Below are 26273 nucleotides of genomic sequence, written 5' to 3'. Positions count from 1 at the left end.
GTTGTGTGAATCAGCTAAAACGCATAAGCCGCCAAGCCAAGGATTTATGCGAACCAATTAGAGATTTTTTTAAAATTTAAAGATTAGAGAAAAGAGAGCCGGGTTGATCCTTGCATTTCTCGACAGAATTAATAGAAAATGCGCCAAGGAAGAAATAAACACTATTCGTTTAGGACATTAGTCTTAAAGCGATAAAGGAATATAAATGAGCTCAGCTAGTCTTTTCGATATAGAGCAAATATTGTCGCCTATTCCAGGCGAAGTCGACACGGGTGTCGATGTGCGCACGGACCCCTCGCCAACATCCACGTATCAGACCATTAAAGCGGCGCGCAGCGCAGCGCGTGCTGCCGAACGCAATAGTATTCATGATGGCCACAGTAACGAAGCGGACGATCACTGGCGAGTTATCAAAAATCTAGCGCCTGAGCTTATCGCGGCGCAGGCAAAAGATCTGGAAGTCGCCTGTTGGTATACAGAGGCACTGCTCCGCTCAAACGGATTTCAAGGCCTGAGAGATGGGTTTCGGCTCATGCTGGGGCTGATAGAAAATTTTTGGCCAAATTTATACCCAATGCCCGATGAAGATGGCATTGAGACGCGCGTGGCCTGCCTGGCCGGTCTTAACGGCGAGGGTGCTGAAGGTGTGTTGATCGCCCCGATTCGACGTACAGAAATTACAGAAGGCTCGACAATTGGCCCTTTCACCTACTGGGAGTACCAACAGGCACTGGATTGCCAAAAAGTTGCTGATGAAAAGTCCAAGCAGGCAAAAATTGCCAAGCTCGGTTTCAGCCTAGACAATATAGAAACTGCAATACGAGAAACGGACAACCTCTTTTTTGAAAACATTCGGGATGATTTGACGGACGCGATCACAAACTACCGAAAGGTTAGTCAACTTCTGGATGAACACTGCGGGACCTACGACGCGCCGCCCACACGAACCATAATCGAGGTTCTGGAAGAATGTCTTGGCGCAATCAATCACCTTGCTAAGGACAAGCTTCCACTTCCGGAAACCCCTCAGGAAACACCCGTCGAGGAACCGCATCAGGCGGAGGAGCAAGCGGCCAATGTACCGCAACAAGTACAGATTTCCGCTCCAACCCATTTAGAAAATCGAGAAGCCGCATTTCGACAATTGGTTGATATCGCTGAGTTTTTCCGCAAAAACGAACCCCACTCCCCCGTATCCTACATGCTCCAAAAGGCAGTAAAGTGGGGTCGTATGCCGCTAAATGAATTGATGCAGGAATTGATACCCGACACATCTTCGAGAAGTCACTTTAGTGAGATAACCGGCGTGCTAGCCGAAGATGAATAACACCCAACGTCACTTGGAGAACATGCCACATGTCAGAAAGTATGCAAGATAAACTCGGAAGAGTCCGCAAACCCCGCGTACACATTACCTACGACCTCGAAACCAATGGCCAGGTAATGGAAAAAGAAATTCCCTTTGTAATGGGCGTAATGGGAGATTATTCGGGTGACAACGCCGATGAGAAAAAACCATTAAAAGACCGCAAGTTCGCACAGGTCGACCGCGATAACTTCAACGAGCTGATGGCGAAAATCAATCCGCAGCTAAACATGAAGGTAGAAAACACCGTAGACAATGACGGCTCTGAGATGGCTGTAAATCTGAGCTTTAACAGCATGGAAGATTTTGAGCCACAAAAGCTCGTCGACCAGGTGGAACCGCTGCGGAAGCTGATGGAAACCAGAAACAAGCTGCGTGATCTGCTCACCAAAGCGGACCGCTCCGAACAACTGGAAAACGTGCTGGAAGAAGTTCTGAGCAATACCGAAGCCCTGGCAAATCTCTCCGGTGAGTTGGGTGTAGAAAACGAAGGTGAAAAAGATGGCGAATAATGAAGAATTAATGGAAGGCCAGGCGAGTGCAACAGAAGTTGCCACGGACCTGAGCTTCCTCGAACAAGCGATTGACGCAACCAAACAAACGCCACGCGATGAAACCGAAGAGCTGTTGAAGACACTCACTCGTGAAGCAACGAAAGGCACTGTAAAGTGGGACAAAAACCTCAGCGTAACAATCAACGCTGCGATTAACGCGATCGACGAGGCAATGTCTAATCAGTTGCGGGCCATCATGCACCATGAAAAGTTTCAAACGCTGGAAGGTTCATGGCGTGGCTTGCAGTACCTGGTGATGAATTCTGAAACAAGCTCGCACCTTAAACTGCGAGTGATGAATATCAGCAAAAAAGAGCTCAAGCGCGACTTGGAAAAGGCGGTCGAATTCGACCAAAGCCAGATATTCAAGAAAGTGTACGAAAGCGAATTCGGCACTGCGGGTGGAGAACCCTACGCCGCTCTCGTCGGCGACTACGACTTTTCATCTCACCCCGATGATATTTCTCTGCTCACCAAAATGTCGAATATCGCCGCATCTGGTTTCTGCCCATTTGTTTCATCAGCAGCACCACAAATGTTTGGTTTCGAATCATTTACAGAGCTCTCTAAACCTCGCGACCTGGAAAAAATATTCGAATCTGCGGAGTACATTCAATGGCGGAGTTTCCGCGAAAGTGAAGACTCCCGCTTTGTAACCCTGACCATGCCCCGCACGCTCGCACGCCTGCCGTATGGCGCAGCCACAAAACCGGTAGAAGAGTTCAATTTCGAAGAAGGTAACGTTACCGCCGACGGTAAGCATCTCGAGAATGAGCACGATTCCTATTGCTGGATGAACGCGGCTTATACGTTAGGTGCAACACTGAGCAAAGCTTTCGCCAGTTATGGTTGGTGCACCAGTATTCGAGGTGCTGAGGGTGGCGGTAAGGTAGAAGGTCTACCCAGTCACGTTTTCGTAAGTGATGATGGCGATACCGATCAGAAATGCCCAACCGAAATAGGCATCACAGATCGCCGTGAAGCAGAACTGAGTAAACTTGGTTTTCTGCCGCTGTGTCATTACAAGAACACAGATTTTGCGGTATTTTTCGGCGCGCAAACTACGCAAAAGCCGAAGAAATTCGACGACCCTGATGCCTCTGCCAATTCTGCCATATCTGCGCGCCTGCCCTACATCATGGCCACTTCCCGTATCGCCCACTTTCTCAAAGTTATGGCACGGGACAAAATTGGCTCCTTTATGGAAGCCGATGAAGCCGAGCGCTGGCTAAACAAATGGCTGAGTCAATATGTGAATGGAACACCGGGCGCTAGCGCAGAAATGAAAGCGAAGTATCCTTTAGCAGAAGCCCGCGTGGAAGTGAAAGAAGTCCCAGGTCAGCCAGGAGTATTTAACGCAGTAGCCTATTTGCGACCCTGGCTCCAAGTGGAGGAACTGACCGCGTCGCTGAGGCTCGTCGCCAATATTCCTAAAGCGGGTTAAGTTCTACAGAGCGCTTTGGTAAAAAGGGTAAGTAATTTTATCAGTTGCCTAGGCCGCGTCACAGAAATTGCAAGTAGCGACACCACTTGTGTTCTGTCGTGGCCCACGCGCCGAAAGTGTCAGAGCCCCAGAGCAAGGAAATTAGTGAACCAAAAAAACAACTGGATCATTCCAAAACGGGTCAATTGAGTTTAAGAATAGCATACAGCCACTTTGGCTTTGTTAGCGCTTCGCAGACTGTTTGACCCATTTTCCAAATTGTTGTCTTTCAGTGTTGAATATTTGTATTTTACGAGCGCAGCACTACCAGTGAATCCACTGGATTTAAACAAAAAAATCAATACAACTGACGGCGATTTTTGTTCCGTCAGCTAAACCGCGAATCAAACCAAGTTGGTTTTTACCAGCCAGCTAATCAGGAAAGGCATGTGAGCCATTGTGTTAACGTCAGATTTTGCAGAGGAATCAGCCGATAGAACCGCGACGACTACGTCAGTGGTAGGCACGTTAACCACCCTCGATAAATTTTTGGCCTCACCAGCTTCGTTCGACTCCCTCGTCTCTTTTGTAAATACCTATTTCATTGAGCCGCCCGCAACCGCAGAAGAGTTGTACTGCGAAATTGATCAAATTATTGCGTCTATTGATGAACTGGTGATATCACAGCTCAACGCGATCTTGCATCACCCAAACTTTCAGAAAATCGAAGCGTCCTGGCGTGGGTTATGGTATCTCGTGGTACAGGCCGAAGGTGTACGAAATCTAAAAATCAAACTGCTAAATGCGAATTGGCTAGAGGTCACGAAGGATATTGAACGCGCACTGGATTTCGACCAAAGCCAGCTCTATCAAAAAATCTACAGTGAAGAATATGGCACACCCGGCGGTGAACCTTACGGCGTGATTATTGGTGATTATGATATTCACCATAAACCGAATGCACAGCACCCCGATGATATATCCACTCTAGACGGCCTTGCCGACATTGGCTCCGCGGCCTTCACGCCATTTATCCTAGGTGCCTCGCCTCAGCTCCTCGGCAGCAATAATTTTACAGAGCTGGGTCAGGGGAGCCGACTTGGCGATGTATTCTCGCAGTCTGAATATATCCGCTGGCGTAGCCTCAGAGAAAAGCCTGAAGCCAGATTCGTTGGCTTGACTTTGCCGCGTATTCTTATGCGGACACCCTATCGCAAAACAACGGGCAGCTACAAAGGCCTGAGATTTCGCGAACTACCGGGCAACGCCAATCAGGAAGCCTACCTATGGGGAAATGCCGCCTACGCCTTCGGCGGCATACTGATTCGGGAATTTGCGGCCGTGGGCTGGTTTGGTCACATCCGAGGCGTACCTCGCGATTTGCTGGGTGGTGGACTTGTTACCAATTTGCCGATGGACTCTTTCGACACGGACAAAACCGGTGTCGCATTCAAACCCGCAACCGACATTCTTATTACAGATGCGCTGGAGCGAGAAATTAGTGAGTTGGGAATGGTCCCTCTCTGTCATTGTTACAACACACCTTTTGCGGCGTTTTACAGTAACCAGTCAGTGCAATCTGTTAATCGCGCGTCTAACTCTACGACGGCAATTAACTACAAGCTTTCTACTATGCTGCAACACGTGCTATGCGCCTCTCGCGTAGCACACTACATCAAGGTGATGATACGCGATAAAGTCGGGTCGTTTTTGTCCGCTGAGGAATGCCAGGTTTACCTCGGCACTTGGCTCCGCCGTTACACCACCGGGCGTCACGACCTGGAGTGGGAACAACAGGCTCGCTACCCGCTGCGTGAAGCTAATGTAACGGTGCGAGAGCATCCGGAAAAACCGGGCCAATACCTCTGTGTGATTCACCTTGTACCTCACTACCAGATCGATCAGATGGTGTCTGAACTCGAATTGGTTACAGAATTGGTTCAATCCAACTAGAGTTTTAGCCCATGGCCCGTGTAGAAAAAACAAAAAACCTGCGCCCCTCTATCCTGGATCGACTATTGGATGACGACCCGCGCTCGCCCCGGGAACCAGAAGTAACAAAACACCAGCAATTACGTAACCTGCGAGCAAGCGTGAAACGTGACCTTGAAAACCTATTGAACACTCGTTATCGCATTGTGTCGCCACCCGAGAATCTGAAACAATTGGAAAACTCCATTCTCAACTACGGCATGCCCGATCTTGCAACAGTCAATGTGTCAGATATTGAAAAACGGCGCGCTTTTACGCGAGAACTGGAGCAGTTACTTAAAACGTACGAACCGCGTTTTAAGACAGTACACGTTAGCTATCAGGACAATTCAGACACCACGGATCGCACCCTGCGATTTCGCATAGACGCAACTTTGTACGCAGATCCATCCCCGGAAGTCATTGTATTCGATTCAGTTCTTGAACCCGTTTCACGCGCAGTCAACGTAGAAGAATCCCCCCATGTCTGATGAATTGTTGCCCTACTATGAAAAAGAACTCGCTTTCATTCGCCAAATGGGGGCCGAGTTTTCACGTGAAAACCCAAAAATTGCGGGGCGCTTGGGCATTAATGCGGATACCATTGAAGACCCACATGTATCACGATTAATCGAAGCATTTGCCTACCTTAATGCGCGCACCCAACACAAGCTTGACGACGACTTTCCTGAACTAACTGACGCTCTTCTCAATGTGATGTTTCCTCACTACCTGCGTCCGATTCCTTCCATGTCGATTGTCACCTTCGAGCCGGACGAAGATCAGTTAGATAGCAAATATACGGTAGATCGAAACACCGAGTTAGAGACAGAATATTTTCAGGGCGAAAACTGTCGGTTCACCACTGCATATCCGGTGGATATGTACCCCCTTAAAATTACCTCAGCAAATCTTATTGGCAGACCATTTTTGACTCCCGGCGCTGAAAAAATGGCAAGCTGTGCAGGCGTACTAAAAATCAGCCTGGAAACGTTTAATAATGACATTAATATCCAAGAGATTGGGCTCGACAAATTGCGTCTCTATCTGCGAGGCCAGCCGCAGCATGTTCATCCGCTCTACCGAATGCTGCTAAAAGAATGTCAGAAAATCGCACTGGGGGGTTGCACTGATGAGCTTCACCCGACGTTTATGGAAAGCAGCCACATCCAAGCCGTAGGATTTGGGGAAGATGAAGGACTATTGCCATACCCACCTAATTCTTTCCTGGGCTACCGGCTATTGACGGAATATTTTGCATTTGCCGAAAAATTTATGTTCATCGATATATGTAATCTTGGTGAACACCTGCCGGCTTCTGCCCAGAATCAGCTGGATATTTATTTGTACCTCACCAATAGCGAAGTCGAGCTTGAACACAATATTAACATCGACACTTTCGTACTTGGTGCGACGCCGATCATAAACACGTTTAAGCACAAATGCGATCCAATAAAGCTCAACCACAACCATGCGGAATACCTATTACTGGCGGATTCACGGCGCCCGAAAGGCTATGAAATACAAGCGGTGGACGAAGTAATCGCCTCCACTTCGAGCGGCGAAAAGGCTCCATTTCTGCCTTTTTACGGAATCAAGCATGAACATAAAGACCCGACGGAACATGCCTATTGGTATGCCACACGCCGACCCGCGAGATCAGGTTTTGCCGAAAGAGATGACGGTACAGATGTTTACATAAGCCTGGTGGATCTGGAATTTAACCCCAACATCCCGGACGACAGAACACTTACGATAAGTGCGATCTGTAGCAACCGGGACCTACCGCGAAAATTGCCGTTCGGCGTAGACCAACCTCGTCTGCAATGCGCACATAGCTCACCACCCACTAAGGCCATACGCTGCTTGTTACGCCCAACGGCAACTATCCGACCACCACTTCGAGATGGTGCCCGTTGGCGATTACTATCACATTTAAATTTAAATCACTTATCGTTAATTGGCGGATCAAAAGCGACAGAGGCTTTAAAAGAGATTTTAAGACTATACGACTTCACAGAAACGTCAGTGTCACGCGCGTTGGTTGATTCAATCATGCAAGTCAATGCTCATGCGATCAGCGCGCCACTGCCTATCAACGGACATACCACTATGTGCCGAGGCGTTGAAATTGAAATTACCTTGGACAACGCGCTACTTACGGGCAGCAGCTCCTACCTCTACGCAAGTGTGCTGGAGCACTTTTTCGCCGCGTACTGCTCAGTTAACTCGTTTACGCGCGTGCTAGTTAAATTGAAAAACCGAGAAGATTACCTAAAAAAATGCCCACCAAGAGCAGGTCAAAAAGTCTTTCTGTAATTCGTCGCCTACTGACGAATACCGGAGAGTTTGCATTCGCACAGGCAGTTCGTTTGCTTGAAAGGTCGGCCGCCTACAGAAAACCAGACCAAAAAGTGAACACTCAGCAAGCGGGTAAGTATTCGCCTGCCTATCAGGAAGTGGTTAGGTTTAAGGGCAATCCCTCGCTCGGATTTCCTGAGTCAGAAATCGAATCCATCGAACAGCTAAGCAATGAGCAGCAGTCACACTATTTCAAAGTAACAACAAATTTTTTGGGCTTAACAGGAAGCATGGGGGTTCTGCCCTATCACTATAGCGAACTGGCAATCCAGCGAAGTAAAAAACGGGACAAACACTTACAAAATTTTCTGGACCTTTTTAACCACCGGATCTTGTCCATTTTTTATCAGGCTTCAATCAAATATAGATTGCCCCTCAACTACGAGCTAAGCCAGCTAAGTCGGACCCAACAAAAAACGCTGGAGAAGCATGACGATAGGATAACCCAATCGGTTCTCGCTTTAATTGGATTGGGCGGAAAACATCTTACTGACCGACACTCGATCCACGACGAAACACTGATCTTTTACGCCGGGCTTTTGGCACAGCAGGTTAAAACTGCCAGTGGGCTACAACAAATACTCTCCCATTATTTTTCCATACCCGTGTCAATCAAAGAGTTTGTCGGTCAATGGCAACCACTAATTGACGATGTACGAACAAGACTGCCATCTCCCGGGATGCCAGAGGGACAAAATGCCTGCCTCGGTAAAAGTTGCATGCTGGGGAACCAAGGTTGGTTCGCACAGGGCAAAATACAGATTCACTTGGGCCCCCTAACCAGTGAACAGCACCGTAGCTTCGCACCCGGCAGCCGAACATTTACAGCACTAAACGAGCTTTGCCGATTTTATCTAGGAATGGAGCGGGATTTCGAATTTGTACTTAAAGTAAAGCGTTCCCACATTAGAGACAAAATCCAGTTAGGAAACCAAAACGCACCGATAATGGGTTGGAGCACTTGGCTCGCCTCCACGGAGCAAGGCACAGATCAACAAACCTCTATCATGGACATCAGAATATCGTCTAGCTGTTAAACCAGCGGCCAAACCCAAAGGACCCGAAATATGATATCAATCGACTTAAAATCGTTAGTTGGAAAATTAAATGATCAAACTCGGAACGCCTTGGAGGGAGCGGCAGGCCTTTGCATGTCACGCACCCATTACAATGTGGAGATAGAGCATTGGTTGCTGAAACTACTTGAGATACCCAATAACGATTTTAATCTTATACTCGACAAGTTCGAAATTAGCCGTGGTAAGCTTAATCAGGAGCTCAATAACGAACTCGATCGGATAAAATCAGGCAACTCGCGACGCGCAGCCCTATCACCTGCAATTGTAGACTTGGCTAAAAACGCATGGATACTTGCCTCAGTCGAATACAACCACCCAATCGCTACATCAGCACATCTAATAGCAGCATTGCTTCTAGACGAGAATCTTCGCAGATCAACTAATGTCTGCTCTGGCGAACTAAGTAAAATCCTACCCGAGTCGCTTCGTGATCTGGTGCGTGCGGTAGTTGGCAGTACTCCCGAGTCAGAAAATCTCTACGCGGAAGATTCCGCGCGAACAATGTCAAACGCGAGCGGAGAAATCGCCGCACCGAGTAAATCGCCCGCGTTAGACAAGTTCACCGTTAACCTCACTGATGCAGCGAAAGCGGGTAAGCTCGATGCAGTACTGGGTCGAGATGACGAAATTCGTCAGATTATAGATATTTTGATCCGCCGCCGCCAAAACAATCCCATCCTCACCGGCGAAGCGGGTGTGGGCAAAACGGCAGTTGTAGAGGGATTCGCCCTCCGAATCGCGTCCGGAGACGTACCCGCGCCACTACGAGGTGTCACCATTCGAAGCTTGGACTTGGGGCTGCTGCAAGCTGGCGCAAGTGTCAAAGGCGAATTCGAAAATCGTCTCAAGTCTGTGATCGCTGAAGTTAAAGCTTCACCAGACCCGATTATTATGTTTATCGATGAGGCTCACACGCTCATAGGCGCGGGCGGCAAAGAGGGGCAAGGGGATGCAGCGAACTTGTTAAAACCCGCGCTAGCGCGCGGCGAACTGCGCACCATCGCAGCTACAACCTGGGCGGAGTATAAAAAATATTTTGAGAGAGACCCGGCTTTAACACGGCGCTTTCAGGTGGTAAAAGTGGAGGAGCCGAGTGAAGACAAAGCCATAAACATGATGCGTGCTATATCCGAAATGCTCCAGATACACCACGGAGTACGTATTATGGACGAAGCCATCGTCGACTCGGTTAAACTTTCAAGCCGCTATATTACTGCGAGACAGCTGCCGGACAAATCCGTCAGCCTCCTCGATACAGCCTGCGCGCGCGTGGCACTTAGTCAAAGCGCAACTCCCGCAGCAATAGAAGACACCCGTAGACGCATAACTTTATGCGAAACTAATCTGCTCTCACTGCAGCGTGAACACGCTACGCTAGGGAACTGTGCAGAACATATTGCAGACTTGGAAAAAGAAAAATTGTCCCTCACCGCCCTACTGGAAATTCAGGAAAATCAGTGGGCCGCTGAGCAAGAAGTCGTAACGGTTATTCACGATCTACAGAAAAAAATAGAAGACGACTTTCACGCAAAACTACAGCCCACAGGTCTTGATTCGTCCGATGAATTTTCATCACCTGCGCCAGACGCGGCAGAAGTAGAGACCAAAAATACGGCATTATCCATTGAGGATGCGCAGGAAATCCAAGCGCAAATGAAAGAGCAGATGAGCAGACTTTCAGAAATTCAAGGCGAAACGCCAATGATACAGGTCAACGTGGATAGTCAGGCGATAGCGGAGGTTGTCGCAAACTGGACCGGAATACCCGTTGGTAAAATGGTATCAGACGAAATTCAATCCGTGCTCAAACTGGGTGAAATACTGCAGAAGCGGGTGATTGGTCAGGATCACGCCCTGTCCGCAATCGCCGAAAATATTCGGACCTCACGCGCAGGACTAACAGACCCTCGCAAGCCCATCGGTGTGTTTTTTATGGTGGGACCAAGTGGTGTTGGTAAAACTGAAACAGCTCTCGCACTTGCAGATATTCTCTATGGCGGAGAACATAATATTACAACAATTAACATGTCCGAATTTAAAGAGGAGCATAAAGTTTCCATACTGCTCGGGTCGCCTCCCGGCTACGTCGGCTACGGTGAGGGAGGCGTACTCACCGAAGCCGTTCGCCGCAAGCCTTATAGCGTGGTCTTGCTGGACGAAATGGAAAAGGCGCATCCTGGCGTGCAGGACATATTCTACAATCTATTCGATAAAGGCACGATAAAAGACGGAGAAGGCCGTGATATCGATTTTAGAAATACCATCATTATTATGACCTCCAATGCAGGAGAAGAACACATCAGGGCGATGTGTGCGGCATGTGAGGATAAGCCGGAACCGGACGTTCTGCTCGATAATTTTAGGCCACAGCTGCTAAATTACTTCAAGCCCGCTTTTTTGGGGCGGACAAATATCATCCCCTATTACCCGCTTGACGATGAGATACTTGTAAAAATATGCGCAATCAATATGAATCGCATTGAAAAGCGTTTAAAAGCCCAGTACAACGCACGCTTTTCCTACGATGACGATCTACTGCTTCATCTTGTAGCGCGTTGCCAGGACAACGACACAGGGGCAAGAAATATTGAAAACATCATCTCGAGATCGATGCTACCCGCATTAGCAACGCAGTGCCTTGCACGGTTAGCTGAGAGTCAGCCAATTGATGCCGTACATATATCTGTCGACGAAGATGGAAATTTCACGTACCAAATCGACTGAGGTGCACGCGCTAACACGGTCATACGTAGCGCGCCTGCAGAAGCAGATAAATATAATCGGCACGTGATGATGCCAGATCCGCCTGTCTGGTTTTAGCAAATAGTAGAAAGGATATTTATTGTAAATTCAGATGAACCGACTCACAGGCGGATACCCATCACAATCGAGCCACTCGAGTTGCAGGGAGCGCAACTCAGATTAAAACAAGGATACTAGAGTATGGATGTATGAATTCACGAACCTACCCAATAAGAGCAAAAATTGTAATTCGCCAGCTTGCCTCCCTTATTTTAATAATAGGTTACTTATTTCCTGACGCTTCCGTGGCGCAAGCGCCAGACACATTAAACGCTGATTTCGATAAACTTACAGAAGAAATAGTGGTGACCTACCGCGATAATTTAGCCATCGCACCGAATACCAGCGTACCTGGTGCGACAGATCTTGAGAAGACACTAGATGAAAGCAGAACTTCCAGTGGAGCGCTGTTAAAATTCATAGCTAGCTATCAGGACAACCTGTTAGATAGCACCAATCCGAGCTTATTGATCAAGGCCTTTCAAGCCCTTTTAGACGCTAATTTAGGTGGCGTTGCAAACTCTTTACTCGACGATGCAGAAGAAATTTCCGATACATACACGCTTGCGCAGCTGCATTATCGTATAGCTGTTTATGCGCATCGTACAGGTCAGCCCGAGCGGGCATTGCAACATTTAAGCAAAATAGAAGCACGTAACGCGCTGAGCGAGCAACAAAGTGATTACGCCACACTACTTTTCGGGACGCTTTTGCAAAATAACAAAAAACACCGTGAAGCCGTTAAGTATTATCAGTCGATCTCACCAGAGTCCACATACTTTTCTCACGCTCAGATGAATATTGCGGTCGCCTATATAAGGCAGGGCTGGTGGACAGATGCCCAACTCGCGATCAACAATGCCCTTTCGAGTAAAGCAGTAAATAATGACCCAGAACTGCGCAATCGCCTGCTATTAATGCTGGGTTACAATCGCCTCAAGAACGAGTTCTACCGCGACTCACGAGATGCATTTCGAAAAATAAGCCTCGAAAGCCATTATAGTAATCGTGCCATGCTGGGAATTGGCTTATGCGCTCTGAATCAGGGCGATATTGTAGGTGCTATTAACGCTTTTGGGTACCTCAAGCAAAAAAGCGAAAATACAATTTCAGTCGCCGAAGCACACCTGCTCTATGCTTACGCTCATGAAAAGATGGGCGAGAAAGCTCTCGCGTCCGCACAATATGAGGCTGCGATAGCCTACTACAACGGGCGATTACTCGCAGCGAGCGCCAATGACAAGCCGCTGGACCCTGGGATAGCTTTTGAGTACACAGAAGGGAACCGGGGTTTTGTGGAGCAGCAAATACAGACACTGGAACGGTTGGCAGCTGAGTTCTCGACATATAGCCCACGCATACTCGCCTTACGTGGCCGTTACGAAGTCTACTTACACAAAATTAAAGAAGGCGCAAAAAACGATAATATAAAAATACTGACCAGCTATTTAAGCCAGTCGCAATACGGTCAAGCCAAATTGTTTGATAACAAGCTATGACAAAACATCATCCTTACGCGGTACTCTTTATCTCTCTGATATCCCTCATAGGGATGTCAGGCTGTACGACAAATTCGCAAAACGCGACAGTTGGTGATATTGACATCAGTGGCAGTCACGCCAACCAAGTTGAGGTATTCGTAAAACCCAAATCGGATGCTGAGATCAAAGAAGCTTATTACAATTACGTTAGAAATGCTGCGAAAGCGGACAGTTCCCGCCAGGCTGCGATAAACCGCATTGCTGCACTGGAGCTGGAGCTAACGAATAAGCTCCTGGAAAAATCCAGTAGTAGCGACGAAGCCTTGGCAGACCAAGTGTACTTACAATCTCTGGAGAAGGCCGCTAACCTACTTTCCACCTCCCTACACGACTTTCCAGATGCGCCAAATAATGACAATACACTTTACCAGTATGCGCGCACACTGGATCAACTCGGGCGTGGTGGCGAAGCCGTCGAAGCCTTACACACACTGGTTGAAAAGCACCCGGATTCTGAATTATACGCAGAAGCTCAATTTCGAATCGCCGAAAATGCATTTACCCGCGGTGATTACTTGAGTGCCGAAGACGCCTATACCGAAGTTCTACTCACACCAACAAGCGACAGGTTCTACGAGAAGTCACTGTTTAAACGAGGCTGGACCAGATACAAGCAAGAACTGTATCGCGAAGCTGTGGACGACTATCTTCAGGCCCTAACCTTCCATGGGTTTTCACCGGAGAAACAGCTAGACACGACGGAGAAAGAGCTATTTGACGAATACTTTCGCGCGATCGGCTTAGTATTCGCCCATTTAAACGGAGCGGAAAGCCTGACTGACTACTTTTCGGACAAGCCAAATTTTCCGTATTTGTATCACACGTACAAAGTGGTTGCCGATATCTATGTCGGGCAACAGCGCTACAGCGATGCGGCGACGACACTGGATCAATTTATCTCAGCTCATTCTTACTCGGCCTCATTGCCTGACGCATACTTGGAAATTGTCTCTATTTGGCGGCGTGGTAACTTTATCGATCAACTACATGCTGAGGTTGAGGAAATTTATCAAAAATTGGGTCCAAATGCCGAATACTGGCGCGAACACAATAACGAAGCGACATTAGAGCGAACGTCAAGTGCGCTTCGTGCTTATATCACTGAGCTAGCTTTATTCCACCATGGTGAGTATCAAAAAAAACCTACCACCAAAAATTTTGAGAAGAGCCAGCTCTGGTATCAACGCTATCTTGAGAGCTACGCCAAGTTTGCAAAACAAGACAAAATACGCGCTCGCTACGGAGACCTGCTATCCGCAGCCGGTCGTAATGAGGCAGCGCTCGCCCAATATTCCATCGCGGCATTTGATGGCGACCTGGTCTTGGACAAAAAATCGGCTTATGCCGCTATCGCGATTACGAATGAGCTATACAAAAGCGCCAACGGATATGCAAAAACGACTTGGATGAAAGATCATCTTGACTACGTGCAACGATACGTAACGCTTTACCCTACGGACACGGAGTCCTTGGGCTTAGTCACCAATGCTACAGCGCTGTGCTTTGCCGAAAAGCAATACGAAAAAGCGATAGAAATTTCCGATTTAATTTCGCTTCCCGCTAGTGCGAAACAGTCTTTCAACATTTTGAACACACGCGCCAGATCGTACCTCAACACAAACCAATTTAGCGAAGCTGAAGCTGCATTTACAGACACCCTGGCACTCGAAGGGATCACTTCATCACAACGGGCGAAGCTGGAAAGCAGCATCGCTCTTTCGATATACCGGCAGGCGGAAAATGCACGAGACACCGGAGACACGGCTCTAGCGCAAAATTTATTTAACAGGGTTAGCGACACGATACCTGGATCAGAACTCGCTCCTACTGCGTTGTACGATGCAGCCAGCCTTGCGCTTAAAGACAAATCGTGGCAAGCAGCCATTTTTTTCCTGGAGAAATTGCAGAGTAATTACCCTCGCCAAAAATATGCAAAGGAGACCTCCAGACAACTCTCAGTCGCCTATTTAAATGCCAAGCAAACAGACAAAGCCGCCTCCCAGTTCGAAGCACTTGCAAATTCTGATGACACCAATGAAGTAAAAATGACAGCACTTTGGCAAGCAGCGCAACTATATGATGAGAAAAAAAATACCGCGGGCGCAATCAGAAGCTATAGAGATTACGCCCACAATTATCGTGAACCTTATCCGCAAAATATTGAAGCGATGTACCGACTCACACAACTCTATGAAGAGCAAAATGAGCCGCAAAAACGGTATTACTGGCAAAATAAAATTCGCGCGCGCGACAAGCGGGTGAGTTCTACAAAAAAAACAGAACGCACGGTATTTATTGCATCTACTACAGTGCTGGACTTGGCTTTGCAAAAACAGGCGGAATTTTCAAAAATTCGCCTGCAGGAGCCGCTTGCCGTCAATCTTAAAAAGAAGAAATCTGCCATGCAGGAGGCCATAAATCTATTCGGGCAAGCCTCCGGTTATAATGTTACCGAAATAACCACGCAGGCCACGTACAACATTGGGGAAATTTACCGCGAATTCAGCCAATCGCTGTTAACGTCAGAACGCCCCAAAAATCTCGATGCAGCTGAACTAGAGCAATACATCATTTTGCTTGAAGATCAGGCTTTTCCATTCGAAGAGAAGTCTATTGAATTTTACGAGACAAATCTTTCGCGCGTCAAAAGCGGTGTCTACGATCAGTGGATTGAAGAAAGCCATAAAAAACTGATTGAGTTATTCCCCGCACGATTCAATAAATCCCCCAAACTGGAATCCAGCTTCGATGATTAACTGGCAGAGTTATTACATTCGATCACTTTTGGCTTCGTTACTTACAATCACACTCCACGGATGTATGTCACCGCCTGAAAAATCTGGCCCAGCAACAGAGCTCGAGCAAGCTGCCACAGAATCCAGCCTAAAAAAGCTCAGCGCCAAACAAGCAGACCAACTTGCACAAGCAATAGTTCACCTAAATAATGGTGATTACGATGACGCGAAAAAATTATTGTTGCAAATTCAAAGAAGCACTAGCAACACTTCGGTTTTGTCAAATCTTGCACTTACTTATTACAAGCTAGGAGATCTTGAATCTGCCGACATTTTTGCAAGAAAGGCAATACAAGGCGCACCCGATCAGGCACAAACCTACAATCTCGCAGGTACAATAAGTTTAGATTTGCGGGATTTTCAAACTGCAGAAAAGTTTTTCAAGCAAGCGCTGGAGCTAAACGGCGACTACGCGCTAGCGCACTATAATCTGGCAATACTCTATGATATTTATTACCAGGATATCGATAGCGCATATGCACACTACCTCAAATACTTGGCTCTCATTGATTTTGAGGATAAACAAACACTCGAGTGGGTCGACCAACTCAAATATTCGATAAATCAAGATTAAAATAGAGGGAAATCTGACATATGGTAGGCAATATCAGAACATGCAAGTTTATTGCAATAAGCTCGCTCGTGCTCTTCGCATTGTGCGCAACAGAAATTACATATGCAGAAGATAGAGTCGAACTCGATACAACCCTTATTAAAGGCAATAAGGAATTGCCAAAAATTCTGTATGTAGTTCCTTGGAAGGAAATTGACGGAAAAGCACATGAGCAACAAAAGCTGCGCTTGCACAGTTTATTTGGCGACTTGTTCGACCCAAGCCTACCTCTACCGCCTGACACCCAAGTAACCGCGCCCGAAAGCAATAACTAGGCATACAAAATCACCCTAATCAATATGGGCCAGAATCCGCGCGGAGGTGTTCACTAACAACTGCTCTGGATTGGCAAGCGCAAGCTCGAGCGCTGCAGCCTGTCGATGGCGCTGATAGCCGCTAATAATCGTGTCACGAAAATCGCATTTCTCCAGGGCCTTTCCCATAAAAAACCGCTTCCCAACAGAAAAACTGTGGCCATACTTTTGCCACACTGCGGAAAGTTTTTCGTAACTTGGCCAAGGTAAATTTTCATCGGCATTGATCTCGTCTGGCTCAGCATCAGCTTCAAACTCGGTAATATCCGGAACTGTAATAGACAGATCGTGACTTTCCAGATCTATACCCGTTATATGACCAAAGGCTTCACCTGCAATTCTGGCATACCTGGGATTTTTGGACATTTCCAGCAACCAAGGCACTACATGAGGATCACCCAAAATTCCTGTCGCCTGAATAACCCAACGCAAGTTAGCCTCATCCTGGGAAAGACGTGATATCCAAGTCTTTGCAACCTCTAAGGGAAGTGTTCTGAACGCTAGCTGGAGGGCCTGGGCCCGAAAGAGGTTATCGCTCATAACATAATCTTCTAGCAATACCGCCAGATGGCGTCTCCCAATTAGTATGCTGGACCAGATTGACCAAAATCGCACACTCTTACTGTCCGCCTCAAGACCCTTTTCTAAAAAGGGAACGCATTGCGATAACTTCAGTTCACCGATTAAACGCAGGCTTCTACAATAAAGCAGATCGTGTGCGCAACAATCATCACGCTCTAAAATCCGAATCAAGTAATCGCCCGGGTTTTCCCGCCTCACGCTACATGCGGCTATCGCAAGATATTTATGAACGAGCTCCTTACTAGAAAAGAACTTTTTCACCCATTCATGACAAAGCGATCCCGGCAACCAGCCGAGCGCCGACACCAAACCTCGAAAGGTATTAGGGTTGGATACACCGAAGTCCACGGCAAATTTAATTTTTTCAAACTCTAAACTTCGGAACGCAGTAACGGCGAGCACGAAAGCTTCGCCCCCCTCCTCGAAGCTCGTCGCTTCACAGCAGAGCGGCCAGCTGCGTTGCAGTGACGCCACTATGCCGTCCAGGTTCGCATTCAATCTTTGTTCTAAAGCTTCAATATCGCTCGTGAGATAGTGGGGCTGGTCTACGGCGGCTGAACGCAACACCCAGAGGAAAGCAGCATCTTCTACATGCTGCTCTAGTACTTTTCTGAAAGGATTCACTGTCGGTCGATCCGCGGGCTTGCTGGGCGCTACCCCATAATGTTTTTCTTATTGTGAAATAGTGGGTCGCCCATTCTACACACATTCTTGCCCTCAAATTTTACGTCAAAGGAGTACATCATGAATTCACATTCTCCTTTGGTTTTACCACTGATGATGCCCTTCTGAACCCCGGCTTCATCGCCAGTACTTTTTTTATAAACAGCACCCTTAACCATCGGCATTTTTTTATCTGTTTTAACCGACTTGGGTCCTTTATCGGTATCCGAAGCGAAGCCGATGTTAGGATATGGAATAGGCACGATCGATGGGCCGACAGGAGTTTTGCATACATCAGGGAACACGATACTCTGCCCCCCACTACCTTTGTGAGCAATTCCGCGCGAATTTGCAAATGTTGTCTGAGCCAAAGGGTATCTCCTATTTAACCATTTTTACTTCCGCGGACCGGATGTATTCCTGACACCTCGGTGCCACATAAACGGCCTTCCACACTAATGAAAAACGGTATTCATCCGCTTCTATATGGATAGTTTCGCAATTAAAAGGCAAGATTTCTTGGCCTCTTGCCAGTTCCAGAACAGCCGACAGCTTCACGAAAGGGATTTGCGCAGCAATGACTCCGTTAGCGGTGAGGCCGCATAGTTCAATTGGCTCGCCTCCGGATATAAACCCTGGATATCTAAGATCAGGTATCGCCACATTGGCGAATCGGGGGTCATAATCCAAAGGTAAGAAGGGCGCTCGCTCGCGCTGCCAGCACTCATCAAAAGTGCCCGCCAACGAAGCCCGAGGCTCCCAACCCGGTGCAATCGCACCGCAACCCGCAGGTACTGGTTTGTGCTTGGGCTCCGTGATTTCACTGCCGACACGTTCAATATTTGGCAGAGGTAGGCCATCGGGAGGGTGCTTTCCGCGAAAATACCCCTTACCTACAGGATTGCTAGCAAAACGCTCTTCGGGTGCCCCAGAACAAAGTCCACCAAAACTATTTTCATAGCAAAGAGGCATAGTAACAAACGGGGCCGCTGATGTGATCTCTCCTGCCTCCCAGAAGCGATCTCCAACCACTGATATCTCGTGACTAATTGCGCCTATTCGAAGCCGAGCCTTCATGCTCCGAGTTTCTATGCCATCTGGCGCAACGGCATTTCCATTTATGAGAATATCAGTACATACCTTGGGTAATAGATAATCCGACGAAAAGCGCATACTACTGGAATCTGGCTCCCCCCAATACACGTCTTTATCGATCGGCTCGGGCTGCTGCTCCGTAAGAGTGAGAGCTCCCCCCAATTCAAAACGTGCACGAACGACTATTTGGAGGGTATCAACACCTTCAGCATTAGGGTAAATAGTATGGGAGACAGAAAACGGCGTTCTGTTCAGAAGGGCAAACATATTGACTCGTCAATTCACTTGAACGGAAGCGCCCAGTATTCTTTGCACCCCGCTGGAGCGGCTTAATATGTATTTTCCACGCAGAACAATTTTGCCGCTCTTGGTTAGCGTTATACTCGCTTCACCACATTTCAGAACGACTTCGTCCTGCCCCTCTATCAGCCTTTTCTCTACAGCCTCGCCATCAACTTGAAGCTCACCTTGCCCCCCCACTGGCGAAAGCGGATAATTTCGCGGGCTTAGCGTATCTTCGTCAGGACCAACGAACGCTAGCACAGCATCAAGATTATTATGAACAATCCCAGTTATCACTGGCTGGCGATCCGAATCTTGCAAAAACATAAGTACCACTTGGCGCCCGATATCCTTTGGTTCTAAGGCGACTGTGGACTTTGATGTTTGCTGGAATGCAAAACCATCAACTTCGAAAGCAACCTCTGGATGGCCATCTCGGCCTGCGCCAACATAAGTACCCAAAACAACTTCTCCGAGCCCCAGGTTTTGTACTGTGCTCTGAAATACTTCATTGCTTGAAGTTTCATCGGTATCTTTCGAAAAAAAATTCGTCACATCAGTTCCGTTTAGTTAATTTCCGTTTTGCTTCCCTTGATAACGACTTTGCCAGACCCTTTCACGGTAATGTTTTTTCCGGAGATCTGGATATCGCCATTAGAAGACATGACAATTTTCGCAGAGCCTGTTTGTAGCGTAATTTTTTTATCCGCCTTAAGCGTTATTTCTTTTGCAGAGAGCCCATACTCTTTGGTCACTTTCTCTACATAGGCCCCATCTACGCTCTCTTTAAGGTCTTTCGCCACACTGATCGTCATATTCTTGCCGATAGTCTCGGTGTGGTTCGCACCGACTTCCAGCTTTTTGTCTTCGCCGATGGATTCAGTGTGATTTTTACCTACGGAAATATCCTTATTCTCACCAATGGATTCAGATTCATTCTTGCCAACAGTCTTCGAGCGGTCTTTTCCTATACTCGATTTTTCGTTATCACCGATGCTCTTCGTGCGGTTGTGGTCTACTGTGTGAGTCTCGTCGTTTTCCACTTCAGTGTCGAGATTCATCTCCGCATGAATATATATCTGCTCCGCGCCTTTTTTATCGTCGAACCTTAATTCATTACAATTGGAACCCGTGCCGTTTTTAGACGACCGTGTCCTGAACCCGCTCTGGGTTTTTGAGTTAAATGGCGGTTTGTTTTTACCGTTGTAAACAGAGCCGGTAATTATCGGCCGATCAGGATCGCCATCCAAAAAATCGACGATAACCTCGTGCCCGATACGCGGAACAAACGAAGCACCCCACTGGTTACCGGCCCAAGCTTGCATTACGCGCAAGTAACAAGAGCTATTTTCGTCGTTCTTACCTTCCCGATCCCAAATAAACTGGACTTTCACACGGTTATATTCGTCGAGGTATATTTCTTCCCCCGATGGCCCCACAACCACTGCAGACTGCGGGCCACGCATTACCGGTCGAGTATGAACTCGCGCTGGCCGAATATGTATATCAGCAGGAATACAAGTGAACTGATTTCGGTATGACGAACTCGCACTACCATGCAGCCCATAGCTGTGGTCATGGGCCTGAACGATAACGCTTGTAAGAACATAATCGCCTTTTTCCGTTGCCGACTCATGCTTACCCAGCGTGAATCTCCCGCCAGCATAAAAGCTGGCACAATTGCTGGCGCCTTGAACGGCGTTTTTGCCTGCCTCTTCGGAGTCCATCCGAATTTTTGCTAGATCGGCCCCTTTCGCAAAATCATATACACCCGGATATTCGTAGTGCTCGAAATTTTTGTTCTTAGCAAATTTACTCGCCGAAATGGTATTCGCCGTCAGGTCTTTGGTGGGCTCTTTGAAGTTGTAGTCGTTCAGCGTCCACTGCCCCTTCCTGAACTGATGCAAGTGTTGCCACTGGTGAATATGGGTATCTCCGGTCGTACCACGCGAGTATTCAGCATCCGATTCTTTCACCGCATCAAAGGCATTTTTTTGATCTACAAGAACGAGAGTATGCTTCGCCGAGTCGTGCTTAAAGTAGTAAGTAATCCCCTCCTCTTCAAGCAAGCGGGATATAAAGTGAAAATCACTCTCATTGTGCTGAATACAATATTCGCGAGCACTGCCGCCTTCTGCTTTGAACTCGTAGTCGGAAAACCCGAGATCCGCAAATATTGCGGTAACAATTTCCTTGGTGTTCTTTTCCTGGAAAATCCGATGGTCGTTCGTTTGAGAAAGAAACCACAACCACGGAGAAAGCTGCATTCTGTATTCGCGAAAAGTGGCGCTGGCACCTTGACCAAGTACTTCTCCGTATACAAATGAGGTGATAAAGCCGTTAAAATCGCGACCTTTTTTGTCGTTAATGGTAACCGTACATGCCTTCCCGACAATATCATCCGGATTTATTTCGAGATCTTCGGAAATACAAGTGATATGAAAATCGAACAGCCCGGATACCAGCTCCTGGCCACTAAAGTCAGTAAGTAAAAGAGTGTCGTCGGCCAGCGAAAACTGACTAATTTGAATTAAGCGGTTGCCTTGACTGAACTGGCCCATATTGCGTTAAAGACTCCATGTGGACTTTGCTCCCAAGCCTAGGATAGGACGCGCACGCGTCTACGCTTAGACCAAGCGGTCGCTACATTTGTACAGTCCCTAGCAAAGTAGCTACGCGCCAAGAGAGCGCAGAGAATACTGCCAATGCAAAACCCCTGGACAGAAAAGCACTGCCCAGGGATTATTTCCAAAACGGCAAGTTTCGATGAAAGCTTACTGGGGCTTGGCAGCCTTAAGATCGTAACCAACACGCTGTGGGCTTGCGCTCTTATTGGTTGCGTCAAAGTCGAGATAGTTAACCTCGATACCACAGAAACTAACGGTGATGCTTTCGAGAGGGTCGCCTTCTGAGTTCGCAGAAACGCTGTAACCGCTAACCAAACACTCAGTCAGTGTGTAGGTCATAAACTCAGTGACCTTGTCAGAACCGGTTTGAACAAACTTGATTACGACTTTTTTGCCTTCAGAAACACTTGTGGCTTCCTGGAAAATTGAAGTGCATGAGTTGTCGGCCAGCTTGGTTAGAGTGATTTCGCTGAAAGCTGGTCGGTTAGCTTCACGGTTCGCGCAATTACCAACTTCCATGGTAATTGAACGACCAACACCGAAGCTAAATGTGTCTACAGACATATGCTTTGCGTAACCGTCTGCAGTTACATTACCTTCAATGCCTTCCCACTCAATGTAAATTGCCATTAACTTTCTCCTGTTGTTAAAGATGAATCATTACCACAATGATTCTTCGATGCTACTAGCTGGCACCTGAATTTCGTATTGGCGCAACAAACATTACAAATGCCATCGAAGCGGTTTTAGTAATATCCCTTTCTGGCAATAATTATCGCAATTGCTCATGAAAGCCGAAATGTTAGCTGATAAAGACGCTATAAACAACGTGCGAAATTCACATAATATTCAAGAATGCAGCAAGCTGGATAAAACTAAAAATGAGTGTAACGCGGGGCATTTATTTTTCATTCAAACAAGCGCTTGTGGCGTGATTACCTTCACATTATTTTTTAGATTTTTCTCGTTTTATAGTGGCTTTAATAGCTTTACGATTAATGAATTTTTTATATTTATAAAACTACGTAGTTTTCATTAGTTTGGAGTCACATTTAATTTATTGTGCAAGTCTGAGCGCTCACAATTGCAACCACCTACCCAATGGCTACCCGCAGCACTTTTCGGTCGAGAAAGCATGCGACCTGGCACATAAAACATATTTTTTAACTGACAACAACGATCTATGCGCCAATCGACGCGGTAGACATTCCCCGCGCCCCAAGCACTAAACCCATTGATTCATATCAACCTTAGAGGGCACAATACGCGCTTCAATACGCTATCGAAAAAAACACCATATATTGGGGTATAGGATGAATCAAACCACTACCAATAGGCATTCCCATGAGAATGGCGCGAGTTCAAAAAACAACCACGCCAGTGATATCCCGCCGCTTCAAGCGGCTTCAGAGGACATCTGGGATAAGAAGTATCGGCTTAAAGACAGCCACGGGACGCCTGTAGACGAGTCAATACACGCCACACGCAAGCGGGTTGCAAAGGCTCTGTCGTCGGTTGAAAAGTCAAAACGAGCTCATTGGGAGAAGGAGTTCATTTGGGCATTAGACAATGGTGCTATACCTGCAGGCCGAATTATCTCCAACGCTGGAGCGCAAGAGTATAAACCAGCCACTTCGACTATTAATTGCACAGTCTCTGGCACCATCAACGACTCCATGCATGGCATTCTCGAAAAGAACCTCGAAGCTGGGCTTACCCTGAAAGCAGGCTGTGGAATTGGCTATGAGTTTTCCACTTTACGCCCAAAAGGGGCTTATGTATCTGGCGCTGGAGCTTATACTTCGGGTCCGCTTTCTTTCATGGATATTTTCGACAAGATGTGCTTTACCGTGTCGTCTGCTGGTGGACGGCGCGGGGCACAAATGGCCACTTTTGATGTACACCATCCAGACGTTCAGGATTTTATCCGTGCAAAACGAGAAGATGGCAAGCTACGTCAGTTCAACCTTAGCCTCCTGATCACTGACGATTTTATTCGTGCGGTCAAAGAGGACACCGACTGGGCGCTGTCCTTCCCACTCTCCCAGCGCGATATGGAACACAAACCAGTCGATTTGAATGACAGCACTCAGGTCGTTTGGCGCCGTGTGCCTGCTAAAGACAAGTACATCACCAATGAAGAAGGGCTAACTGCCTGTCGTATTTATAAATCGATTCCGGCCAAGCGATTGTGGAACCAAATAATGAGTTCCACTTACGATTTCGCCGAGCCCGGATTTATCCTGATCGACCGTGTTAACGACCAAAACAACAACTGGTTTTGTGAGAATATTCGAGCCACAAACCCCTGTGGTGAGCAGCCGCTCCCTCCCTACGGGAGTTGCTTACTCGGCTCGGTAAACCTGACTGTGTTCGTCGAAGAACCCTTCACAGAAAACGCCCGCTTTAACTGGGAAAAATACCGTAAAGTTGTTGCTATTTTCACCCGTATGCTCGACAACGTGGTCGAGATAAATGGCCTCGCGCTTGAACAGCAGCGCGACGAAATCACACGTAAACGACGCCACGGCATGGGCTTTCTTGGTTTGGGCTCCACGCTTGCGCTACTCAGAATTCCTTACGGCAGCTCTGCGTCCATCGCGTTCACGGAGCAAGTCAGCCGCGAGCTGGCGATTACCGGCTGGCGGGAGGGGTTAAGCCTTGCCAAAGAGAAGGGTATGGCTCCGGCGCTTGCCGACGAGTACGACGTTACCGAGGCGATGCTTCGCATGCGTCCGGCAATGGCGGCGGATGGGTTGAAGGCGGGTGATAAAGTTAAAGGCAGCGTGTTATTCAGTCGGTACAGTAACTACATGAGCAAGTTAGCGGAAGAGGACCCTCAGCTGCTGGCCGATCTGGCGGAGCATGGTTGTCGATTCACCCACCACTCATCGATAGCGCCTACTGGGACAATTTCACTATCTCTTGCAAACAACGCGAGCAACGGCATCGAACCCAGTTTTGCGCACCACTACTCACGGAATATTATCCGCGAAGGTAAAAAGTCCAAAGAAAAGGTGGATGTATTCTCGTACGAACTTCTGGCGTACCGCCACTTGATTGACGCTGAAGCAGGCCCAAGCGATCTCCCCGAGTACTTTGTTTCCGCCGACAGCGTAGCCCCAAGCCAACATGTCGATGTACAGGCCGCAGCGCAAAAATGGGTGGATTCTTCAATATCGAAGACGATCAACGTACCCACAAATATCAGTTATGAAGCCTTCAAGGATATTTACCTCTATGCGTATGACCAGGGTTTAAAAGGCTGCACCACGTTCCGCTTCAACCCAGAGGCATTTCAGGGAGTGCTGGTTAAAGAAGAAGATCTGGCCAACACCACTTACGAGTTCAGTCTGGACGACGGTACCACGCTGGCCGTAAAAGGTAACGAAATGATCGAGTATGATGGCGAGCAGCACACTGCCGCCAACCTGTACGACGCCTTAAAAGAAGGCTACTACGGTAAGCTTTGAGGAAAATGTTATGAGCGTTGTAAAAATTGACAAGAAAATCACGGGTTACGCCATTCAAAAGAATGGCGCTGCTGAAACAGAAGTTAGACAAGAAGAAAGCGCAAAGCCGGCTATCGAGCACATGCACGAAAACGTAAGCCGTCCGGAGATGCTGGTGGGTGCTACCTACAAGGTCAAAACCCCCCTGTCGGATCACGCGCTTTACATCACCATAAATGACATCATCCTCAATCCAAATACCGATCATGAGGTTCGCCGCCCGTTCGAAATATTCATCAACTCCAAAAATATGGACCATTTCCAGTGGGTTGTTGCTTTGACTCGGGTAATTTCAGCGGTATTCCGTAAAGGCGGTGACGTCACCTTTCTCGCCGAAGAGCTGAAAGCCGTATTCGACCCTAAAGGCGGATATTTCAAGAGTGGCGGACGCTTTATGCCATCCCTGGTGGCTGAGATCGGTGAAGCCATCGAGTCTCACCTGAAAACCATTGGTTTGATTCAAGAGGAAGAGCTTACCGATGCACAAAAACAGATACTTGCGGAGAAGCGTTCAGAGTACGAGCAATCCCAAGGGAAAAAGCCTACGGATTCCGAGGACTTTCCTGAGGGAGCCCAGCTCTGTATGAAGTGCTACACCAAGGCGATGATCCTGATGGACGGCTGTATGACGTGTCTGAGCTGCGGCAACTCGAAATGTGGCTAGATTGGGGTTTAAATCGGCAGTTGCCACCC

General features: G+C 47.7%; 20 protein-coding genes. 14 read left to right on the top strand and 6 right to left on the bottom strand.

Annotated features, from left to right (window positions below; genetic code table 11):
* Positions 1-205: 205 nt before the first annotated feature.
* The 12 genes from tssA (at position 206) to TERTU_RS07310 (ending at position 16780) form a co-directional block, all read left to right on the top strand.
* Positions 206-1327 (top strand): type VI secretion system protein TssA, encoded by a 1122-nt coding sequence (tssA, locus tag TERTU_RS07365; RefSeq protein ID WP_015817144.1) that lies wholly within the window; start codon positions 206-208, stop codon positions 1325-1327.
* A gap of 29 nt (positions 1328-1356) precedes the next feature.
* Positions 1357-1878: a type VI secretion system contractile sheath small subunit gene (tssB, locus tag TERTU_RS07360; protein WP_015817152.1), complete on the top strand. Its 522-nt coding sequence runs from the start codon at positions 1357-1359 to the stop codon at positions 1876-1878.
* Positions 1868-3364, top strand: coding sequence for a type VI secretion system contractile sheath large subunit (tssC, locus tag TERTU_RS07355; protein WP_015820843.1), 1497 nt, complete (start codon positions 1868-1870; stop codon positions 3362-3364). The genes tssB and tssC (TERTU_RS07355) overlap by 11 nt, the downstream gene beginning before the upstream one ends.
* Positions 3365-3802: 438 nt before the next feature.
* On the top strand, positions 3803-5296 hold the full coding sequence (gene tssC / locus TERTU_RS07350) for a type VI secretion system contractile sheath large subunit (protein WP_041590106.1): 1494 nt from the start codon (positions 3803-3805) through the stop codon (positions 5294-5296).
* 11 nt (positions 5297-5307) lie between these two features.
* On the top strand, positions 5308-5805 hold the full coding sequence (gene tssE, locus TERTU_RS07345) for a type VI secretion system baseplate subunit TssE (protein WP_015818000.1): 498 nt from the start codon (positions 5308-5310) through the stop codon (positions 5803-5805).
* A complete protein-coding gene (gene tssF / locus TERTU_RS07340) occupies positions 5798-7633 on the top strand; it encodes a type VI secretion system baseplate subunit TssF (protein ID WP_015817275.1) in 1836 nt (611 codons plus the stop codon). The genes tssE and tssF overlap by 8 nt, the downstream gene beginning before the upstream one ends.
* Complete coding sequence (tssG, locus tag TERTU_RS07335; protein ID WP_015816824.1) at positions 7597-8712, top strand: type VI secretion system baseplate subunit TssG; 1116 nt, start codon at positions 7597-7599, stop codon at positions 8710-8712. Before tssF ends, tssG begins: the two co-directional genes overlap by 37 nt.
* A gap of 30 nt (positions 8713-8742) precedes the next feature.
* Positions 8743-11478, top strand: coding sequence for a type VI secretion system ATPase TssH (gene tssH / locus TERTU_RS07330; protein ID WP_015820846.1), 2736 nt, complete (start codon positions 8743-8745; stop codon positions 11476-11478).
* Between the two features lie 227 nt (positions 11479-11705).
* The gene (locus TERTU_RS07325) at positions 11706-13055 is read left to right on the top strand and encodes a tetratricopeptide repeat protein (RefSeq protein ID WP_015820231.1); all 1350 of its coding nucleotides are present in this window, start codon (positions 11706-11708) and stop codon (positions 13053-13055) included.
* On the top strand, positions 13052-15853 hold the full coding sequence (locus TERTU_RS07320) for a tetratricopeptide repeat protein (protein ID WP_015817816.1): 2802 nt from the start codon (positions 13052-13054) through the stop codon (positions 15851-15853). The genes TERTU_RS07325 and TERTU_RS07320 overlap by 4 nt, the downstream gene beginning before the upstream one ends.
* Complete coding sequence (locus TERTU_RS07315; RefSeq protein WP_041590104.1) at positions 15846-16466, top strand: tetratricopeptide repeat protein; 621 nt, start codon at positions 15846-15848, stop codon at positions 16464-16466. Before TERTU_RS07320 ends, TERTU_RS07315 begins: the two co-directional genes overlap by 8 nt.
* Before the next feature lie 20 nt (positions 16467-16486).
* Positions 16487-16780 carry a hypothetical protein gene (locus TERTU_RS07310; protein ID WP_015817122.1) on the top strand — a complete coding sequence of 98 codons (294 nt, stop codon included), beginning with the start codon at positions 16487-16489 and terminating at the stop codon, positions 16778-16780.
* Positions 16781-16795: 15 nt separating this feature from the next.
* Here the strand turns inward: TERTU_RS07310 and TERTU_RS07305 are convergent, their stop codons facing one another.
* The 6 genes from TERTU_RS07305 to TERTU_RS07280 all read right to left on the bottom strand — a co-directional run bounded on the left by TERTU_RS07305 (position 16796) and on the right by TERTU_RS07280 (position 22698).
* Positions 16796-18025 (bottom strand): TIGR02270 family protein, encoded by a 1230-nt coding sequence (locus TERTU_RS07305; RefSeq protein ID WP_015817587.1) that lies wholly within the window; start codon positions 18023-18025, stop codon positions 16796-16798.
* Positions 18026-18054: 29 nt separating this feature from the next.
* Positions 18055-18435: a DUF4150 domain-containing protein gene (locus TERTU_RS07300; RefSeq protein WP_015820381.1), complete on the bottom strand. Its 381-nt coding sequence runs from the start codon at positions 18433-18435 to the stop codon at positions 18055-18057.
* Between the two features lie 10 nt (positions 18436-18445).
* Positions 18446-19426: a DUF2169 family type VI secretion system accessory protein gene (locus TERTU_RS07295; RefSeq protein ID WP_015820029.1), complete on the bottom strand. Its 981-nt coding sequence runs from the start codon at positions 19424-19426 to the stop codon at positions 18446-18448.
* 9 nt (positions 19427-19435) lie between these two features.
* Positions 19436-19996, bottom strand: coding sequence for a DUF6484 domain-containing protein (locus tag TERTU_RS07290; protein ID WP_015820495.1), 561 nt, complete (start codon positions 19994-19996; stop codon positions 19436-19438).
* 11 nt (positions 19997-20007) lie between these two features.
* Positions 20008-22002: a type VI secretion system Vgr family protein gene (locus tag TERTU_RS07285; protein WP_015818869.1), complete on the bottom strand. Its 1995-nt coding sequence runs from the start codon at positions 22000-22002 to the stop codon at positions 20008-20010.
* A 213-nt stretch (positions 22003-22215) separates the two neighbouring features.
* The gene (locus TERTU_RS07280) at positions 22216-22698 is read right to left on the bottom strand and encodes an Hcp family type VI secretion system effector (protein WP_015819566.1); all 483 of its coding nucleotides are present in this window, start codon (positions 22696-22698) and stop codon (positions 22216-22218) included.
* Positions 22699-23381: 683 nt separating this feature from the next.
* Between TERTU_RS07280 and TERTU_RS07270 the strand changes: the two genes are divergently transcribed.
* Together TERTU_RS07270 and TERTU_RS07265 are read left to right on the top strand one after the other, a co-directional pair.
* On the top strand, positions 23382-25541 hold the full coding sequence (locus tag TERTU_RS07270; RefSeq protein ID WP_015817717.1) for an adenosylcobalamin-dependent ribonucleoside-diphosphate reductase: 2160 nt from the start codon (positions 23382-23384) through the stop codon (positions 25539-25541).
* A 10-nt stretch (positions 25542-25551) separates the two neighbouring features.
* Positions 25552-26244 carry a TSCPD domain-containing protein gene (locus TERTU_RS07265; protein WP_015820147.1) on the top strand — a complete coding sequence of 231 codons (693 nt, stop codon included), beginning with the start codon at positions 25552-25554 and terminating at the stop codon, positions 26242-26244.
* Positions 26245-26273: the final 29 nt, after the last annotated feature.

The sequence above is a fragment of the Teredinibacter turnerae T7901 genome (genome assembly GCF_000023025.1).
Lineage (GTDB): Bacteria > Pseudomonadota > Gammaproteobacteria > Pseudomonadales > Cellvibrionaceae > Teredinibacter > Teredinibacter turnerae_B.
This window is presented reverse-complemented; position numbering and strand designations above follow the sequence as displayed.

Coding starts and splice junctions, on each gene's coding strand:
- TERTU_RS07295 (WP_015820029.1), bottom strand. CDS start 19,426: ATGTTTGCCCTTCTGAACAGAACGCCGTTTTCTGTCTCCCATACTATT.
- tssF (WP_015817275.1), top strand. CDS start 5,798: ATGTCTGATGAATTGTTGCCCTACTATGAAAAAGAACTCGCTTTCATT.
- TERTU_RS07285 (WP_015818869.1), bottom strand. CDS start 22,002: ATGGGCCAGTTCAGTCAAGGCAACCGCTTAATTCAAATTAGTCAGTTT.
- TERTU_RS07325 (WP_015820231.1), top strand. CDS start 11,706: ATGAATTCACGAACCTACCCAATAAGAGCAAAAATTGTAATTCGCCAG.
- tssE (WP_015818000.1), top strand. CDS start 5,308: ATGGCCCGTGTAGAAAAAACAAAAAACCTGCGCCCCTCTATCCTGGAT.
- TERTU_RS07310 (WP_015817122.1), top strand. CDS start 16,487: ATGGTAGGCAATATCAGAACATGCAAGTTTATTGCAATAAGCTCGCTC.
- TERTU_RS07315 (WP_041590104.1), top strand. CDS start 15,846: ATGATTAACTGGCAGAGTTATTACATTCGATCACTTTTGGCTTCGTTA.
- TERTU_RS07320 (WP_015817816.1), top strand. CDS start 13,052: ATGACAAAACATCATCCTTACGCGGTACTCTTTATCTCTCTGATATCC.
- tssH (WP_015820846.1), top strand. CDS start 8,743: ATGATATCAATCGACTTAAAATCGTTAGTTGGAAAATTAAATGATCAA.
- tssA (WP_015817144.1), top strand. CDS start 206: ATGAGCTCAGCTAGTCTTTTCGATATAGAGCAAATATTGTCGCCTATT.
- tssC (WP_015820843.1), top strand. CDS start 1,868: ATGGCGAATAATGAAGAATTAATGGAAGGCCAGGCGAGTGCAACAGAA.
- tssB (WP_015817152.1), top strand. CDS start 1,357: ATGTCAGAAAGTATGCAAGATAAACTCGGAAGAGTCCGCAAACCCCGC.
- TERTU_RS07270 (WP_015817717.1), top strand. CDS start 23,382: ATGAATCAAACCACTACCAATAGGCATTCCCATGAGAATGGCGCGAGT.
- TERTU_RS07280 (WP_015819566.1), bottom strand. CDS start 22,698: ATGGCAATTTACATTGAGTGGGAAGGCATTGAAGGTAATGTAACTGCA.
- tssG (WP_015816824.1), top strand. CDS start 7,597: ATGCCCACCAAGAGCAGGTCAAAAAGTCTTTCTGTAATTCGTCGCCTA.
- TERTU_RS07265 (WP_015820147.1), top strand. CDS start 25,552: ATGAGCGTTGTAAAAATTGACAAGAAAATCACGGGTTACGCCATTCAA.